The sequence below is a fragment of the Acidovorax sp. DW039 genome, from assembly GCF_037101375.1.
In the GTDB taxonomy this organism is placed as follows: domain Bacteria; phylum Pseudomonadota; class Gammaproteobacteria; order Burkholderiales; family Burkholderiaceae_C; genus Acidovorax.
The window spans coordinates 1,963,833-1,980,260 of record NZ_AP029019.1; the positions used below are offsets into that span (position 1 = coordinate 1,963,833).

Sequence of the window (16,428 nt, forward strand, 5' to 3'; positions counted from 1 at the left end):
AGGGAGAAATCCCGCGCGGGTTGGCGCTATCGGGCGCTTCTCCTTGTGCTAACGCTGGGCCCCTGCCAGCGGCAAAAGGTGCCTGCTCAGAAAGTCGATGATGTGCTGGTCCATGGCTTGCAGCACTGATCTGTCGAAGCCCTCGGGGTCTGCAAGAAGATGTCGGCTGGTGTCATCCAGAAGATGCAAGGGTGGCGGCGGAGAGAGCATGATGCTATGCCCAGCCTCTGGCAGGTGGGCCAACCGTTCGCACGACGCGCATGCCGCAGCGACTGCTTCGCCATGCCATCGAGGCGTGAGCCAAATGTCTCTGCCTGCAGTGACCAGGCCCACGGGAATGCGGGGATTACGCAGGGACTCCAGATCAAAGTCGGCAGAAGCCGGTACGCCTGCCACTGCGACCGCGATGCGTGGGTCATGCGCTTGCACGGGTTCTGGATCATCAAAGCGCTGGCGCAGCACACCGCGTGCCGACGCTTTCTTGATGGGGTCAAGCCACCCCCCTGTCAGCCGGGTGTAGGTGCCCACGCATGCGTTGAAATCTTCGTCCAGATGCTTCAGGCAATGCGAGAGGAATCGGGCAGGTGACCACACACCGCCTGCCAGACTGAGAGCCGTGTGTCCCCCTGCTGACTGGCCGACAACGCCGACCTTATCGAGTTGCAGTATTGCGCTGAATACTGGCGACATGGACACCGCATCGATGGCCCTGGAGACCTCTGATGGTCGTCTGCGCCAGCTTTGCGGACCGGGGGTGGAGGTGTCCTTGTAGTTATCTCCCCGGTGCAGGGGCATTGCAACCACAAACCCCGCCGCCGTCAGACGCCGGGCTATGTCGGTGTGGACCCAGGGTGCCCCACCCGAGCCATGCGAAAACACCACGAGTCGCCCGTTACCCGGCTGGGGCGCAGCCCCCGGCGCGAGCTGGAGTGTGAATGGACCCCACTCCACCGCTTGGTCGGTGTTCTGGGTGGGGTAGAAAATGGTCACCGGTTCATCGCCTTCCCTTCCGGGCAGGGTGGCTAGGCCGGTTCCGGCTGCGGCCCAGAGCGGCGTGGAGAGCGCCACACTGCTGATCAGTAGACGCAAGATGAGTCGAGCCCAGGGGGGGCTGGCGAGTTGCATGGCCGTGTTAACCCAGACGTGCACGTTCGGCCCGCAGCAGTCGTTCATACCAGCCGCCAGTGCGTGCAAACACCACCACACCGTGGATCACCAGGCCCAGCCCCCAGCCCATGGCTGGAAACACGGCCCAGGATTTGCCGGATGCCGCTGACAAAACACCCAGCAGCAGATTCACGGCAATGAACACCATGGCGTGGATGTACCAACCCAGCTTGGCCGCTGCCCGGCGGCGGGCGGTGCGTTCCAGCGGGTCCATGGCGTGGTCGGCAGCGTGGTCAGTGGGGTAATGGCGCAGATCGTGTCTCATGGCGAGGCTCCTTGGAGGTGATGGAAAAGTGCTTGGAACGATGAGGAGATGCGGCGTGAACCTGTCCTCAGATCAAACCGAGGCTGCTCCACAGCCAATGGCCCAGCAGGCGCTGCGGTAGCAGGGTGAAAATCCCGGCGACCACACAGGCTCCCAGGTACACCTGTTGCATGGTCTTGCGATGGGCCTGGATGTTGCCCTGGACCAGGTAACGCAAAGACAGGGCAATCATCCCCAGCGAGAACGGCACCAGAAGGTGGATGGGGCCAAAGCCTGCCAGGCGCGGGCCCTTGTCCCCGCTGATGAACAGGGCAGAAAGGGCGGTCAGCACCATGAGGGTGACCCACGCATACCCCGCTGCGCGATGCAGGCGGGTGCGCTGGGTTTTACCCAGGCGTGCCCACAGGGCGACCGGGCCTATGGCAACAGCCAGCAGCGCTGCAGTCAGGTGGATGGTGACGGCGGGAGAGAGGTTGGACAGCGTGGTCATGGTGGTCATCGGTGCGGGGTGACTCGGATGACGTGACTGTGCCCACAGCAGCCCGGCACCGATAGCGATTTGCGACAGGCTGCGGCGGCAGGGCGCGAAGTGCTGTCTGGCCTGCGCGAGTTGCATGCGGCATCGCGGCAAGCGGCCTGCACAGCTCTTCTGGTTTCCTTGTTCTGCGTGGTGGTCTTGCTTTCACCTCCTGCAACGGCGCATGCGGCAATCGTCGTTTTGAGCCCGCCGCTGCGAGACGATAATTTGGTCTTTTACCGGCCCGCCGGGCCTGAAGGATTGCGCGTGGATATCGTTTTGCTGGCCAAGGCTGCCGTCATGGGTGTGGTGGAAGGCCTGACGGAGTTTCTTCCCATCTCATCGACGGGTCACCTCATCCTGGCGGGCTCGCTGCTGGGTTTTGATGATGCCAAGGCCAAGGTGTTCGACATTGCGATCCAGACCGGTGCCATCTTCGCTGTGATCCTGGTGTACTGGCAGAAGATTCAGGCCACGCTGGTGGCCTTGCCCAGCCAGCGCCAGGCCCAGCGGTTTGCCGTCAATGTATTGATCGGCTTTCTTCCTGCGGTGGTGTTGGGCCTGTTGTTTGGCAAGGCGATCAAGGCGCATCTGTTCACCCCCGTGGTGGTAGCCACCACTTTCATCCTGGGGGGCTTCATCATTTTGTGGGCTGAGCGCAGGGCTCCGGTCGCCACCCGGATCCAGACGGTGGACGACATGACGCCGCTGGACGCCCTGAAAGTGGGCCTGGTGCAATGCCTTGCCATGGTGCCCGGCACCAGCCGCAGTGGCTCTACCATCATCGGTGGCATGTTGCTGGGGCTCTCCCGCAAGGCGGCCACCGACTTTTCGTTCTTCCTGGCCATCCCGACTTTGATCGGGGCTGGGGTCTACAGCCTCTACAAAGAGCGTGCGCTGCTGTCCATGGCGGATGTGCCGATGTTCCTCACCGGGCTGGTGTTTTCGTTTGTGAGTGCCTGGCTGTGCGTGCGGTGGTTGCTGCGTTACATCAGCACCCACAGCTTTGTGCCCTTTGCCTACTACCGCATTGTGTTTGGCGTGGTCGTTCTGGTCACCGCCTGGATGGGGTGGGTGCAATGGGCCGATTGATGGCGCGATGGAGCGCCATGCCTCATCGGGCAGCGTCTGCAAAGCCGTGGCTGGGCCATGCGCGCAAACCATTGTGCGCGGCGCTGTACTGGGCGCTGTGCGGGGTGTGGATGCCAATACACGCCCAGCAGCCGTCGGAGGTGGCTGTGCCGGTTGAAGAGGTAGCCCCTGCAGTTGCTGCTGACTCTGCAGCGGCTCCCAAGCCTGCTTTGCACTATGTGTTGGGCGGCATAGTTGGCTCCAGCCCAGACTATGCCGGTGGGGCCGGGCGCTCTTATTCCCTGAGGCCTGCCTGGGCCCTGGAATATGGGCGCTTCCGGCTGAGTTCATCGCGGGGGAGCGCCATGCTGGGCCATGGTTTGGCGGCCCGATCCGAGTCGGGCGCCAGTGCCACCCTGGCGCAGGGTGATCGCTTCAACCTCAGTGCTTCTTTGCGCATTGACCAGGGGGAGGACGCCTCGGACTCCCCCATGCGGCAGGGATTGCCGCCTGTGCGATCCACCTTGCGTGCCAGATTGAGTGCGGGGTATGCCATCACCTCCCGCTGGTCGGTGGGGGCTGGGGTTTCGCAGGACATTCTGGGCCGTGACGGGGGCATGCTGCTCTCCACCAATCTGGGCTACAGCTTTCCGTATTCTGAGCAAACCCGGGTGTCGCTGGGTGTGGGGGCCGGATTTGCCGACGGCCAGTACCTGCGCAGCCATTTCGGGGTTCCGGTAGCTGCGGCTGGCAGCACCAGTCGCCTGCCAGCGTTTGAGCCCAAGGCAGGGCTCTACAGCGTGGATGCCGGAGTGGATGTGATGACTGCGCTGAGCCGCCATTGGGTGGCGCTGGCGGGTGTGCGTGTCTCGCAGCTCCAAGGGGATGCGCGCCGAAGCCCGCTTACCGTTCAGCCAACGGGCTATTCGGCATCGGTAGGGTTGGCGTACCGGTGCTGCAAGTAAACGGGTATCCGCAAGCCACCCGGAATTGGCAGCAGTAGCAATCCGGTTTTTCCAGGTGAGCCGTTACACCGATGAAAGTGCAAGGTCCCCCGTGTTGCGCCGCACGCAGAATTTGCCGCTTTGCTTGCCGCTGTACATGGCCGCGTCCGCCAGTTTGAGCAAGCCCGCTGCGTCATGGCTGTCTGTGGGGGCGATGGCGTAGCCGATGGTCAGCCCCACTTTCACCTGGATATGCCCCAGCGAAAAGGGGGCGCTGAATGCCTCCAGCAGTTTCAGCCCCAGGTCATGCGCCTGGGACGGTGTCTGCAACTGGCCCGTCATGACGACAAACTCATCACCACCCAGCCGGGCGATCACATCACTTTGGCGAAGATGACCCTGCAGGCGTCGCGTGACTGCCACCAGGAGTTCATCGCCCACATCGTGTCCATGCTGGTCGTTCACCGGCTTGAAACCGTCCAGGTCCATGACGTACACCGCCAGCAGATTGTCTTGCGTGGCACGCGACAGGGCGGCAGACAGCGCCATCTGCAGACCGCGCCGGTTTGGCAGCCCCGTCAGCGCATCGGTGTGGGCCAGTGAATGCATGGCGTCGCGCTCCTGGCTTGCGTGCTTGGCCTTGATGTGCAGCTCCTTGGTGCGCAGCCCCAGCACGCGCATGAACAGCAGCATGTCCACGGTGGCGGAGATCTGGAACGAATGGGTGGTCCAGAAGTTCACCGGCAGTCCGCCGTTGATGACAGCAATGATGGCGGCCGAGCCCAGGCCATAGATGAACCATGCAATCAGCAAGGTGACGCCCACACTGTCTCCGGCGCGGGCGCGTCTGAGCGCGCCGGGCAGGCTCAGTGCAGCAGGCAGCGGGCCCATCAGGCTGACGATGATGGACAGGCCCTTCAGGGAGATCAGGTCCAGCGCGTAGACCAGTGCAAGAAAAACGGTGAAGACGGCCCCACAGCGCATGCCCTTGAGGAAGCGGCTGGAGGGGTTGTGCCCCTCCAGGGCCTGGCTCATGAACAGGAAGCTGCCCGTGATCGCCATCAACGACGCCAGGCCCACCGCGTGCTCGGTCAGCCAGGGGCTGTGCCCCCACAGGTACTGCTGTCCGATGCCAAAGTAGTGCAGCGAATACAGCAGGCTCCCGGTGGTGAGCAGTGCGTACTGGATGAACAGCGGCTCCCGCAGGCTGAGCCACTGGGCCAGGCTGTAGCAGATCAGGCACAGTGCCAGACCGGTCAGCACGCCCTGCAGCATCTGCTCATCCAGTGCCTTTTGCAGCATGGCTGTGGGCGTGTTCAGCGTGATGGGCAAAATCATGGCCCCCCGGGTCTGCACCCGCAGCAGGGCCTGGTATGTCTGTCCGGGCTCCAGCAACAGCCCCATCATGGGGGTGCGCCCCGGCAGGGGTCTCTGCGCCTTGGGGACATCGGTGCCCAGGCGGGTGCGTTCCACCACCTTGTCACCCTGCATCAGCCACAGATCAATCCGGTTGAGGTCCGGGTGGTTGATGTCGATGATCCACCGTCCTTCGGAGTGGGGCGCTACCTTGAATGGAAAGTAAATCCAGACAGCATCTTTGCGAACGCCCAGGGTTGCGCCTTTGGTCGGCTTTTCAAACCGGTCAAGCTGCTGCAGCACCTGCTCTGCGGTCAGCGTTCCTTCGGCATCCATGAGCAGGGATACGTAGGGCCATACCTCGGCTCCCCCCTGTTCATCGGTCAGAAAAAGCAGTTCTGCGGCTTGTTCCGCCACCGGTGCATCAGGCGCAGCTGTGTCGGCGGCAGATGTCTTGCCCGCTGTCAGCAATGCGGCCAGCAGCACCGTGCAGGACCACAGCGCCGTGCAGGACCACAGCGCCGTGCCGAGGCCGCGCGCGCCCACGCACCAGCGCAAAAGGCTGGAGAGGTGGGATTGGAATAAAGACAGCAGCACGGCAGGTGAGAGCAGCAAGAAAGAGCAGATCGCTTTGCAAAAAAAGTCCTGCGGTGAGCCTCAGGGCTGGGCCGTAGTGGCGGCCTTGCGGCGCAGAGTCCATCGCCCTGAGGTGGTCCAGCGGTCTTCCAGGCGGTTTAGCCAGCTCGGGGCCTTGGGGTCATCACTCCAGCTTGCCACCGCGCTGTCCATCTGGCTAAGCAGCTGGTCGGGCAATTGCAGGGGCCGTGTCTGGTTCATCAACACGCGGCTCATGAAATGGTAACCCAGCACCCGGGTGAGTGCTCGCACCAGGGAAAACTGCGGCGAGATCAGGCGCACCGTCGTATCCACACAGCGCGCCAGCAGCAGCACTGTCCAGAACAGCCAGCGTGATGGCCATGGGACATGGGTCTCGTTCAGCCCCAGGTCATGGGCTGTTTCCTTGCCACACAGGTAGTGCGTCATCAGTGATGGCATGGGTTTGACAATCTTCCAGGGAATGGAGTTGGCCATGGTCTGCATCAACGCCGCCCCCAGTGCGGGGCGGGGGTCAGGCTGAACCGGGCTGGCCCGGCCCCTGGCCTGCATCTGCCCCATCAAGGATTCGCCTTGATGCATGTTGTGCACCATCAGGGCCGAGTCAATTCCCAGTACGTGACCCACCACGTTCCATGCGTGCAGATAGGCTTCTTCGTCGGCCGGGGGCAGTCCTATCCCCAGCCTGCGCATGCTGCGCAGGAACACATAGCCGAAGGTCAGCAGCGTGTAGGCCAGCTCTTCCTGGTTGCACGGTGCTCCCTGGGCGGCAAGGTTCCAGCCCCGGGCATACAAAGCCTGATGCATGGTTGGTGTTGCCTGGGCCGGCAGGTGCAGGGCGGGAAGCACACCGTCCTTGCGCAGGCGGTGTTTCGCATCTTGCGGATTGCCGCGCAAGATCAGGTTGCGGATGGTGGCGTGGATGAGCCTGACCTTCAGCACCTGGGCAATGCCGCTGCCTCCGGGCTGGGTGAGCCCTCCGTGCAGCATGACCGGGAAGATCATGGCGGCTGTCGAGCGGATACGGTGCTCGGTGTGCTGCTCCAGCTGGCCTGCGGTGTGCAGCACGCTGGAAAGATCGGGTATCACATAGCACTCGGGCAGGCTGGAGCAGAACAGCAAAATGCATGACAGAGCGCCATGCTCCATGAAGAGCTGTTCTGCCCGCTGGATCTTTCGGGGGTCTGCCCAGGCCGGAAGGACTTGGCCCGCAGCAATGTAGTCCTGCAGAGCCTGCGCAATCTCGGAGGGGACATCCACATCCTGGGCATTCCACTGCAGCAGGCTGGCATTGCTGGTCCACAGTGCGAACACCCGATTGACGGCGGCAATGGCCTGCCACTGGCTGGCGTCGGGTGAGGGGATGCCCGCAGGCCATGGCCCGAGGATGCGGGCCATGGTGTCATCCGCCAGCGGGTCGGTGTCGAACTGCATGGCGTTGAGTTCTGCCTCGTTGGCAGCGCGCAATTGGGGGTTCATGCGGTGGCCCCTTTCCGAGCCGGTACCCAGCGGTGCAGGCCTGCCAGCGCGCACATCAGCGGAATGCCCATGGCAAAAGGTGCGATGGCGCGTGTTTCAGGCGGTACGCCCAGCGTCATCTGGAACACCATGCCTGTGCCGTACATGGCCAAGGGCACCAGCACATCGCGCCTGCGCATGCCCGCGGTGGGTGCGAGCGGAACATGGCGCACGGCCCAGCGAAAGGTGCTGACGATGCAGAAGCTCACAAACACCCAGCCCACAAAGCCCTGCATGGTTTCGCCAAACCAGTCACCCTGCTTCACCATGCGCCAGGCGTCCAGTGCCTTGATCAGGTAGGGGTCTGCGCCGAGGTCAAAGGCGGTAACGACCATGGCTGCGAGAAACGACAGGAACGCTGCCTGCCCCAAACTCTGAGCGTGGTAGACCGGCGTTTGCCAGATGATCAGGTTGGCGATCACGTAGCCGGCGTAGGTCAGGGAGAACCACATGAGCGGGATTACCAGCGGAACATCACCCAGCCGCGCTCCCAGCACATCGGTGTAGTAGTAATCACCAAAAAACCAGCCTCGCGATGCCCCCATCTGCTCGGCGAACCAGCCCATGCACACCGCAATCACCACAAAGCGCAGGGCTGCCTTGCTGCCCAGCAGGTGGATGGCGCTGGCCCAACAGCTCGCAAACATCAGAAGCGAGGCTACCATGATGGCAACGGTGACGCTGTTGTGGCTGGACATGGCGGTGTACACCATGAAACCGGCAAACAGCAGGTAAGTGAACGCGGAAAGGCGCACGGCAGAGATCGGCATGTTTATGTATCACCCTGTAACGGCCGCCCAGTGTAGGGGAAAGGTTGCCGAAAGCCGCCACATTTTTTGCGCGCAGGAAGGCCAGCTTTTCACACAGCGGTAAAGATGGGGCTGTCGGCATCTGGGGATGCGGACCTATCTCTGATGGCGGGTGTGCCCTCTTGGAGCAGGTTCTCAGAGCTGCTCCACTCGGCGCTGCTTCAGGCAGCAGGCCTTCAGCCCACCGCCAAGAGGTTCAGCAGCGACGCCTCAATGGCTGCCGCCGTTGCCAAAGGCTGCTCCATCGGGAAGAGGTGGCTGCCATCCAGCATCATGATTCGCCCTTGGGTGATGCGTTGGGTCATGGCCATGCCCACTTGCCGCATCTCATCCGATTCGCGGCCGCCAATGAAGGCCACAGGGCATTTCAGCGGGTGGGTGCGCAGCAGATGCCCCAGGTTGTGGGGCAGGGTGTTGTAGATGGCAGTTTCCACCGCACGGTCAAAAAGCAGCACCCGCTTGTCACCTTGGTCTACCAGTCCGTGCTCGACGTAGTCCTGCAGCACCTGGGGGTGCCAGCGCGCAAACGCCTTTTTCTTGCGGAAATGTTCCAGCGCCTCTTCGTTGCTGGCCCAGCTGTCACGCCTGCGGCTGCTGATCTTGCCGGGGGAGAGCGAACCCACCACCTGGGTGGTTTTGGCCACGCCCAGCGCGTTGGCGCGCCAGCCGCCAATCAAGGGCGAGTCGATCAGCACCACGCCTCGCACCAGCTCGGGGTGGCGGGCTGCTGTCATCACACTCAAAAAGCCCCCCAGTGAATGGCCGACCAGAAACACCGGCCCCTCCAGGCGCTGCACCTGGGTTTGGGCGAAGTCCGCCAGCTGCTGCACCAGATGCGGCCAGTTGTTGGTGACCGGGTACTGGGGGGCGTGCCCAAAGCGCTCCACCGCGCTGACGTCCATGCCCCGCGCCCGCAAATGGGAGAACAACAGCCGGTAGGTACCTGCCGGGAAGCTGTTGGCGTGAGAGAACACCACGGGCAGCGTGCCCGGCTGGATGGAAGGCGATGGTGACAGGCGGGGCATGGTGTGGCGGTGAAGTGGTGTTCAGCGTTGTCTTGGCCTGTACCGGTCGATCAGATCAGCTTGTCTTGCGGCGTGGTGATCTTCTTGAGCGGCTTGCTGCGGGTGGACGCTGCGAGGATGGGGGCTTGCGTGCTGCCACCGTTCCAGGCCGGGTCTTCAATGCTGTCAAACACCTGCCGCAGCTTCTGGCCCCAGCTGTCGTGCAGCATGCGGAAGTACGGGTTGTTCTCGTCAATGCAGACCACCTTGTCGGTGCCGAAACGGTCCACTTCGTACACCACCAGGTCCAGCGGCAGGCCCACCGACAGGTTGGACTTGAGCGTGCTGTCCATGGACACCAGCGCGCACTTGGCGGCTTCGTCCAGCGGGGTGTCGGGCGTCAGCACGCGGTCAAGCACGGGCTTGCCGTATTTGGACTCGCCGACCTGGAAGTAGGGCGTCTCCGAAGTCGCTTCGATGAAGTTGCCCGCCGAGTAGACCTGGAACAGGCGCATGCCCTCGCCCTTGATCTGGCCGCCAAACACCAGCGACACATTGAAGTCCACGCCCGAGCGCTTGAGCGCAGCCCCATCACGGTCATGCACATGGCGCACGGCAGCACCCAGCACGCGGGCGGCGTCAAACATGCTCTTGGCGTTCCAGATGGTGATGGGCTCGCCGTCTTCGCGGTCCTTGACCTGGGTGGTCTGCAAGATTTCACGCACCGACTGGGAGATGCTCAGGTTGCCTGCCGACAGCAGCACCATGAAGCGGTCGCCCGTCTTCTCGTAGATCATCATCTTGCGGAAAGAGCTGATCTGGTCCAGGCCTGCGTTGGTTCGGGAATCGGACAGGAACACCAGCCCGGCGTTGAGTTTGATGGCGACGCAGTACGTCATGGATCGAATCGGGAAAAAGACAAAGCGTGGAGTGTAGTGCGCCGCCCCCCATGGGCGGGGTCGCCCATGCGGCAGACCTCAGTCCAGGAGGGCGTAGCGCTTTTGCATCCAGCGCTTGAGATAAAGATTTGCTATAAAAAATATAGCTGATCGCGCTTATTTAGAAAGCGCTAGGCACCGATTTTATGCTGATTCAAGCAGCAGGGCCGAGCAGGCGCTTGAGCTGGTACAGCGCGTCCAGCGCCTCCCGGGGGCTCAAGGCGTCGGGGTTGATGCCGGACAAGGCCGCCTCCACCGGGCTGGCACCGGCATTTTCGGGCTCGGGCGGGGCGGCAAACAGGTCCACCTGCACATCGTTCTCCCCCGCACGCTCTTCCAGCGCAGCCAGGGTATGGCGGGCGTGGTGCAGCACGGGCGATGGCATGCCAGCCAGCTTGGCCACCTGGATACCGTAGCTGCGGCTGGCCGGGCCGGGCTGGATTTCGTGCAAGAAGACAATGTCGCTGCCTGCCTCGGCTGCGCTCACATGCATGTTGACGGCGTGGCGCGCCTTGGCGGGCAGCTCGGTCAATTCAAAGTAGTGCGTGGCAAACAGGGTGAAGGCGCGGGTCTTGTCATGCAGGTGCGTGGCAATGCCGCTGGCCAGGGCCAGGCCGTCAAAGGTGCTGGTGCCGCGGCCAATCTCGTCCATCAGCACCAGGCTGTGGGGCGTGGCGGCGTGCAATATCTGCGCGGCCTCGGTCATCTCCAGCATGAAGGTGGACTGCGCGTTGGCCAGGTCGTCCGCCGCGCCAATGCGGGTGTGGATCGCGTCGATGGGGCCAATGCGGCAACTGGTGGCGGGCACATGGCTGCCCATGCAGGCCAGCAGCGTGATCAGCGCCACCTGCCGCATGTAGGTCGATTTACCGCCCATGTTGGGGCCGGTGATGATCTGCATGCGCGTGTTGGCATTGAGCCGCGTGTGGTTGGCGATGAAGCTGGCGTTGGACGTTTCGGCCAGCCGCGCCTCTACCACCGGGTGGCGGCCCCCTTCAATGTCGATGCAGGGCTCGGGCGCAAACTGCGGTGCGCACCAGTTCAGGGTGAGCGAGCGCTCGGCCAGCGTACACAGCACATCGAGCGCCGCCAGGGCCTGCGCCAGTTGTGTGAGGGCGGGCACATGGGGCTGCAGCTGGTCCAGGATCTGCTCGTACAGCCATTTCTCGCGGGCCAGTGCTCGTTCGTTGGCCGACAGGGCCTTGTCTTCAAATGCCTTGAGTTCGGGCGTGATGAAGCGCTCTGCGTTCTTCAGCGTCTGGCGGCGGCGGTAGTCGTCGGGCACGCTGGCCAGGTGGCTGCTCGTCACTTCAATATAGAAGCCATGCACCTTGTTGAACTGCACCCGCAGGTTGGGGATGCCGGTGCGCGCTTTCTCGCGGGTTTCCAGTTCCAGCAAAAAGCTGTCGCAGTTGGTCTGGATGGCGCGTAGCTCGTCCAGTTCGGTGTCAAAGCCTTCGGCAATCACGCCGCCATCGCGCACCAGGGCGGCGGGTTCTTCGGCAATGGCGCGGCACAGCAGGTCGGTGCAGCCTGCGGGCGGCTGCAGGTGGCTGAAAATTTGGGCCAAATAGGGCTCTGGCGCTTGTGCATTGTGCGCAAGCAGCTCTGCTTTTTGTAGCGTCTTGCACAGCGCCACCAACTCACGCGGGCGCACCTGGCGCAGGGCGATGCGGGCGGTGATGCGCTCCACATCGCTCACGCCTTTGAGTTCACCACGCAGCGTGGCCCAGGGGCCCGAGCCGCCGCCCGCACCCCCGGCACCTCGCAGTGCCGTGGTGGCTGACAGACGTCTGCGTGCCTCGGTGCGGTCGCGCTGGGGCTCCAGCAGCCAGGTCTTGAGCAGGCGGCTGCCCATGCCTGTCATGCAGGTGTCGAGCAGCGAGAACAGGGTGGGGGCGTCGTCGCCGCGCAGGGTTTTGACCAGTTCCAGGTTGCGCCGGGTGGTGGCTGGCAGGTCGATCAGGTCGTCGCCCCGCTGCACCTGCACCGTGTGCACATGCGTGAGCTGGCGGCCCTGGGTGTGCTCTGCATACGCCAGCAGCCCGGCGGCGGCGGCGTGCGCCTCGCCCAGCCCGTGTGCGCCCCAAGCCTGCAGGCTGGCCGCGCCCAGGTGCTCCAGCAGCTTGCGCTCGCCCAGGGCGCTGTCAAATTGCCAGTCGGGCCGCAGGCTCATGGGGCAGGTGAACACGCCGCCCTGGCGCATCACCTGCAGTTGCTGCTCAAAGCGCTCGGTGACGCCCGCGCTGTAGATCACTTCGCTGGGCGCCACGCGGCCCAGCCAGTGGGCCAGCTCGTCCTGGGTGCATTCGGCCAGGTGCACGCGGCCTTGCGTCACGCTCAGCCACGCCAGGCCGCAGCGCGCGCGCGGGCCCTGGTGCACGGCCAGCAGCATGGATTCGGTTTTGTCCGATAGCAACTCGGTGTCCGTCAGCGTGCCGGGGGTAACCACGCGCACCACCTTGCGCTCCACCGGGCCCTTGGCTGCGCCCACCTCGCCCACCTGCTCGGCAATGGCGACGGATTCACCCATCTTGATGAGCCGGGCCAGGTAGTTTTCGAGCGCATGGAAGGGCACCCCCGCCATGACCACGGGCTGCCCGCCCGACTGGCCACGCTGGGTCAGGGTGATGTCCAGCAGGCGCGCGGCCTTCTCTGCGTCGTCCCAGAACACCTCGTAGAAATCACCCATCCGGTAAAACAGCAGCGTGTCCGGGTACGAGGCTTTGAGGCCAAGGTACTGCTGCATCATGGGGGTGTGGTGTTCGAACGTGTCGGACATGCGGTGCGTCAACGAAAAATGGGTGCGGGACGGACGAACGGCAGAAGAAGGCCCTGCGGGGCTGCCGCGATGAGGCGTGGACTGTATCAGGCTGAGCGGGCGCCTGGGGAGGCCTTCGTTTCACAAAACTCTGACAGTTTGTTCCGTTTTGCTGTTACCTTTTGACATACTGTGAGCCGTGGCGCACGCAAAAGCATTTTTGTGTGCCTTCCTGTGCAGTTACTGGTTCCCCTTTTTTCAATCATCCAGAGGCTCCAGCGCGATCGTGATTTCTTCTGAACTGCTGACCGATCTCCTCTACCCCGATGGCGACAGCCTGATGGGCCCCCATGCCCATGGGCGCATGCAGGCCGTGCTGGATCTGGTGCCGGTGGCACTGCTGGAGTTTCGTCTGGAAGAGGAGGGGCTGTTTCTTTGGGCGGCCAATGCCACTGCGCGCCGCATGCCCGGGCTGGGGCTGGTGCGGGAAGAGGGCGTGCTGGCCGATGTGGTGTTTGACCTGCTGGCGGGCACCTCATTGGTAGAGCAGTTGTGTGCCGTGGCACGGCTGGGTGTTCCCCTGGATTGCCGACAGGTGGTGCGCGAAGGCACACGGGTGCAGCTGGCATGGGATTTGTCGGCAAGGCGTGTGGCAGACCAGTGCATTGTGGTGAGCGTGCGCGATGCTTCGGAAGCCGAGAACCTGCGTGTAGCCCTGGCCAGTGCTGAAAGTGCCCTGGAAGACGCCCGCAGGGACCTGCAAGAGCAGACCGAGGTGTTCAACACCATGGAGAGTCTGGCGCACGCAGGGCACTGGCGCCGCATTGAAGACCCGGGCGAGACGGTGCTGCTCTGGTCTCCTGGTCTGTGTGACATTGCGGGCTTTGAACGCCAGGAATGGGTGAGCCCGGCGCGCGCCGTGAGTGGAATCCCTGCGGAAGACCGCCCTGTGTTTGACAGTGCCTGTCGCCTGGGCGATGGCTCGGACATGGAATACCGCTGGCGCAGGCCCGATGGGGAAGTCCGGTGGATGCGATCACGCGTGCGGCATTCCCTCTCGCGCGATGGCATGTCGGTGCAGATGGGGGTGGTGCAGGACGTCACGGAAGAACACCGTGCGGCCGAGCAGCTGCGTGAGCAGTTGCTGTTCATCCAGCGCATTGCCAGCCGCATTCCCGGCTTCATTTACCAGTACCGGCTGCATGCAGATGGCTCCACCGCCAGCGTGCAGTACATCAGCGAGGCCGTGCGCAACTTTCTGGGGGTGTCTCCGGCAGATGTGACGCGTGACCATGGCTTGTTGCTCAAGCACGTGGTGCCCGAGGACGCTCCCCAGTTGCGGCGCTCGGCGCTGGTTTCGGTGCGGCGCATGGTGCCCTGGCAGTGTGAGTACCGTGTGACCATGCCGGATGGCAGCGTGCGCTGGCACATGACCAGTGCGGTGCCCCACAAGGAACCCGATGGCACGGTGCTGTCCCATGGCTTCACGATGGACATCACGGACCGCAAGAGGGCAGAGCAGGAGATAGAGAGGCTGGCGTTCTACGACGCGCTGACCGGGCTGCCCAACCGCAGACTGCTGCTGGACAGACTGCAGCGCTCCATCGCCGCAGGCCAGCGCACCAAATCCCAGGGCGCACTCCTGTTCATCGACCTGGACAACTTCAAAGACCTCAACGACACCCTGGGGCACGACATGGGAGACCAGCTCCTGTCCCAGGTTGCCGCCCGGCTGGTGGGCTGCGTGCGCGAGACCGACACCGTCTCCCGCTTCGGAGGCGACGAATTCGTCGTCATGCTGGAAAACCTCAGCACCGACCTCAGCCAGGCCGCAGCCCAGGCCGAAGTCGTAGCCGACAAACTCCTGACCAGCCTCAACCAGCCCTTCGAACTCGACGGAGGCCAGCACTACAGCACCCCCAGCATAGGCATCACCCTCTTTGGAGAGCAACGCCTCACCGTCGACGAACTCCTCAAACGCGCAGACCTGGCCATGTACCAGGCCAAAGCCGCAGGCCGCAACACCCAGCGCTTCTTCGACCCCGACATGCAAGCGGCCGTCAACGCCCGCTCCAACCTCGAAGCAGACCTGCGCCAGGGCCTGGCGCGAGAAGAAATCCACGTCCACTACCAACCCGTGGTGGACCACAACGGCAAACTCGTCGGAGCCGAAGCCCTGGCCCGCTGGCGCCACCCCCAGCGCGGCATGATCAGCCCCGCAGACTTCATCCCCCTGGCAGAGCAGACAGGCCTCATCCTGCCGCTGGGGCAAACCGTACTGCACACCGCCTGCAGCCAACTGGCCCAATGGGCTCACAACCCCGCCACAGCCCACCTGAGCCTCTCGGTCAACGTCAGCGCCCGGCAATTTCGGCAACCCGGCTTTGCAGCGCAAGTGCTGGGTACCCTCAAAGCGTGCCAGGCAGATCCCCGCAAACTCAAGCTCGAACTCACGGAAAGCCTGCTGCTGGGAGACATAGAAGACACCATAGAGAGGATGGAACAGCTCAAGAAAGAAGGCGTGGGCTTTGCGCTGGATGACTTTGGCACGGGGTACTCCAGCCTGAGCTACCTCAAGAGACTGCCACTGGACCAGGTGAAGATAGACCAGAGCTTTGTGAGGGACGTGCTGAGCGACCCCAACGATGCGGCGATAGTGAGGACGATACTGGCGCTGGCCAAGAGCCTGGATCTGGAGGTGGTGGCAGAGGGGGTGGAGACGGCGGGGCAGCTGGGGTTTTTGCGGCTGCACGGGTGTGAGGGGTTTCAGGGGTACCTTTTTGGAAGACCGGTGCCCATCGAGGAGATGGACGCGTTCGTCTTTCCGGACGAATGAAGTAAGTAAGAGCGGCTCACAAAACTCAGCGTAGCGGTTCGGGCCAGGCGCTGCGTCGCAGGCAGTACGCGTAGTGCGACAAGACGCGGCAACGACGCCAGAAGAGTTTTGTGAGCCGCTCCAAGTAAGGGCTGGGCCTGCCCGAGCGCAGACAAGTGCGTCATCCGGCAGGTCAGCGTGTTGACGAACTGGTTCCAGGGCTTTGGGGGGAGGGCGCTCCCACCCTACGGGCAAGGTATTTGTACGGCCCCGAAGAGATGTCGAACGGGTTCTAAGAACCTGTTCAAGATCTTTTTGGGGATCGCATTGGAGTGCAATCGGGATGAGTGGATGCTTCGGGTGCGCCGCATGGGCTGGTGCCCATGCAAGCAGCCGGGGCGTCCAATCACCCGATTTCACTCCAACCCTGCGGGCAAGTGGCTTGCCGGGCGGTCTGCGTTGTTGCACCGCTTGCCAATAGCACGGGCTATTGGCGGCGCGCTGCGCCTAGCAGCCCATCCCCTAGCCGGGCGCCCGGCAAGACACTTGTGCGACCCCAAAAAGATCTTGAACAGGTTCTAACAGCCAGCAGGAGCGAATGATGTGCGTTGAGTCATGCGGATTCGTGGGTTGGGGGTTGTGCAGTGC

The 16,428-nt window shown here is 63.4% G+C and carries 12 protein-coding genes; 3 read left to right on the forward strand and 9 right to left on the reverse strand.

Annotated elements, in window-relative coordinates:
* Positions 1 to 48 precede the first annotated feature (48 nt).
* From AACH87_RS08800 to AACH87_RS08810, 3 genes are all read right to left on the reverse strand, one after another.
* Positions 49 to 1,125: a dienelactone hydrolase gene (locus tag AACH87_RS08800; protein WP_338798418.1), complete on the reverse strand. Its 1,077-nt coding sequence runs from the start codon at positions 1,123 to 1,125 to the stop codon at positions 49 to 51.
* Between the two features lie 7 nt (positions 1,126 to 1,132).
* Positions 1,133 to 1,432: a 2TM domain-containing protein gene (locus tag AACH87_RS08805; RefSeq protein WP_338798419.1), complete on the reverse strand. Its 300-nt coding sequence runs from the start codon at positions 1,430 to 1,432 to the stop codon at positions 1,133 to 1,135.
* 67 nt (positions 1,433 to 1,499) lie between these two features.
* A complete protein-coding gene (locus AACH87_RS08810; RefSeq protein WP_338798420.1) occupies positions 1,500 to 1,922 on the reverse strand; it encodes a DUF2306 domain-containing protein in 423 nt (140 codons plus the stop codon).
* Between the two features lie 294 nt (positions 1,923 to 2,216).
* On the opposite strand from AACH87_RS08810, the gene AACH87_RS08815 reads away from it, so the two are divergent.
* Both AACH87_RS08815 and AACH87_RS08820 read left to right on the forward strand, forming a co-directional pair.
* A complete protein-coding gene (locus AACH87_RS08815; protein ID WP_338798421.1) occupies positions 2,217 to 3,041 on the forward strand; it encodes an undecaprenyl-diphosphate phosphatase in 825 nt (274 codons plus the stop codon).
* A 17-nt stretch (positions 3,042 to 3,058) separates the two neighbouring features.
* Positions 3,059 to 3,985 (forward strand): MipA/OmpV family protein, encoded by a 927-nt coding sequence (locus AACH87_RS08820; RefSeq protein ID WP_338798422.1) that lies wholly within the window; start codon positions 3,059 to 3,061, stop codon positions 3,983 to 3,985.
* Between the two features lie 63 nt (positions 3,986 to 4,048).
* On the opposite strand, the gene AACH87_RS08825 is transcribed toward AACH87_RS08820, so the two are convergent.
* From AACH87_RS08825 to mutS, 6 genes are all read right to left on the reverse strand, one after another.
* Complete coding sequence (locus AACH87_RS08825) at positions 4,049 to 5,935, reverse strand: diguanylate cyclase (protein ID WP_338798424.1); 1,887 nt, start codon at positions 5,933 to 5,935, stop codon at positions 4,049 to 4,051.
* 42 nt (positions 5,936 to 5,977) lie between these two features.
* Positions 5,978 to 7,414, reverse strand: a complete 1,437-nt coding sequence (locus AACH87_RS08830; protein WP_338798425.1) for an oxygenase MpaB family protein — start codon at positions 7,412 to 7,414, stop codon at positions 5,978 to 5,980.
* Positions 7,411 to 8,223: a carotenoid biosynthesis protein gene (locus tag AACH87_RS08835; RefSeq protein WP_338798427.1), complete on the reverse strand. Its 813-nt coding sequence runs from the start codon at positions 8,221 to 8,223 to the stop codon at positions 7,411 to 7,413. Before AACH87_RS08835 ends, AACH87_RS08830 begins: the two co-directional genes overlap by 4 nt.
* A 215-nt stretch (positions 8,224 to 8,438) precedes the next feature.
* A complete protein-coding gene (locus AACH87_RS08840) occupies positions 8,439 to 9,287 on the reverse strand; it encodes an alpha/beta hydrolase (protein WP_338798429.1) in 849 nt (282 codons plus the stop codon).
* 50 nt (positions 9,288 to 9,337) lie between these two features.
* On the reverse strand, positions 9,338 to 10,165 hold the full coding sequence (locus tag AACH87_RS08845; protein WP_338798430.1) for a proteasome-type protease: 828 nt from the start codon (positions 10,163 to 10,165) through the stop codon (positions 9,338 to 9,340).
* Between the two features lie 193 nt (positions 10,166 to 10,358).
* Positions 10,359 to 12,986 carry a DNA mismatch repair protein MutS gene (gene mutS / locus AACH87_RS08850; RefSeq protein WP_338798431.1) on the reverse strand — a complete coding sequence of 876 codons (2,628 nt, stop codon included), beginning with the start codon at positions 12,984 to 12,986 and terminating at the stop codon, positions 10,359 to 10,361.
* A 265-nt stretch (positions 12,987 to 13,251) separates the two neighbouring features.
* Here mutS and AACH87_RS08855 point away from each other — a divergent pair, with 265 nt between their 5' ends.
* Positions 13,252 to 15,801: an EAL domain-containing protein gene (locus AACH87_RS08855; protein WP_338798432.1), complete on the forward strand. Its 2,550-nt coding sequence runs from the start codon at positions 13,252 to 13,254 to the stop codon at positions 15,799 to 15,801.
* Positions 15,802 to 16,428: the final 627 nt, after the last annotated feature.

What these genes read in the sequence shown, in the direction of transcription:
- AACH87_RS08835 (WP_338798427.1), bottom strand. Translation starts at nt 8,223, where the DNA reads ATGCCGATCTCTGCCGTGCGCCTTTCCGCGTTCACTTACCTGCTGTTT.
- AACH87_RS08805 (WP_338798419.1), bottom strand. Translation starts at nt 1,432, where the DNA reads ATGAGACACGATCTGCGCCATTACCCCACTGACCACGCTGCCGACCAC.
- mutS (WP_338798431.1), bottom strand. Translation starts at nt 12,986, where the DNA reads ATGTCCGACACGTTCGAACACCACACCCCCATGATGCAGCAGTACCTT.
- AACH87_RS08820 (WP_338798422.1), top strand. Translation starts at nt 3,059, where the DNA reads ATGCCTCATCGGGCAGCGTCTGCAAAGCCGTGGCTGGGCCATGCGCGC.
- AACH87_RS08840 (WP_338798429.1), bottom strand. Translation starts at nt 9,287, where the DNA reads ATGCCCCGCCTGTCACCATCGCCTTCCATCCAGCCGGGCACGCTGCCC.
- AACH87_RS08810 (WP_338798420.1), bottom strand. Translation starts at nt 1,922, where the DNA reads ATGACCACGCTGTCCAACCTCTCTCCCGCCGTCACCATCCACCTGACT.
- AACH87_RS08830 (WP_338798425.1), bottom strand. Translation starts at nt 7,414, where the DNA reads ATGAACCCCCAATTGCGCGCTGCCAACGAGGCAGAACTCAACGCCATG.
- AACH87_RS08845 (WP_338798430.1), bottom strand. Translation starts at nt 10,165, where the DNA reads ATGACGTACTGCGTCGCCATCAAACTCAACGCCGGGCTGGTGTTCCTG.
- AACH87_RS08800 (WP_338798418.1), bottom strand. Translation starts at nt 1,125, where the DNA reads ATGCAACTCGCCAGCCCCCCCTGGGCTCGACTCATCTTGCGTCTACTG.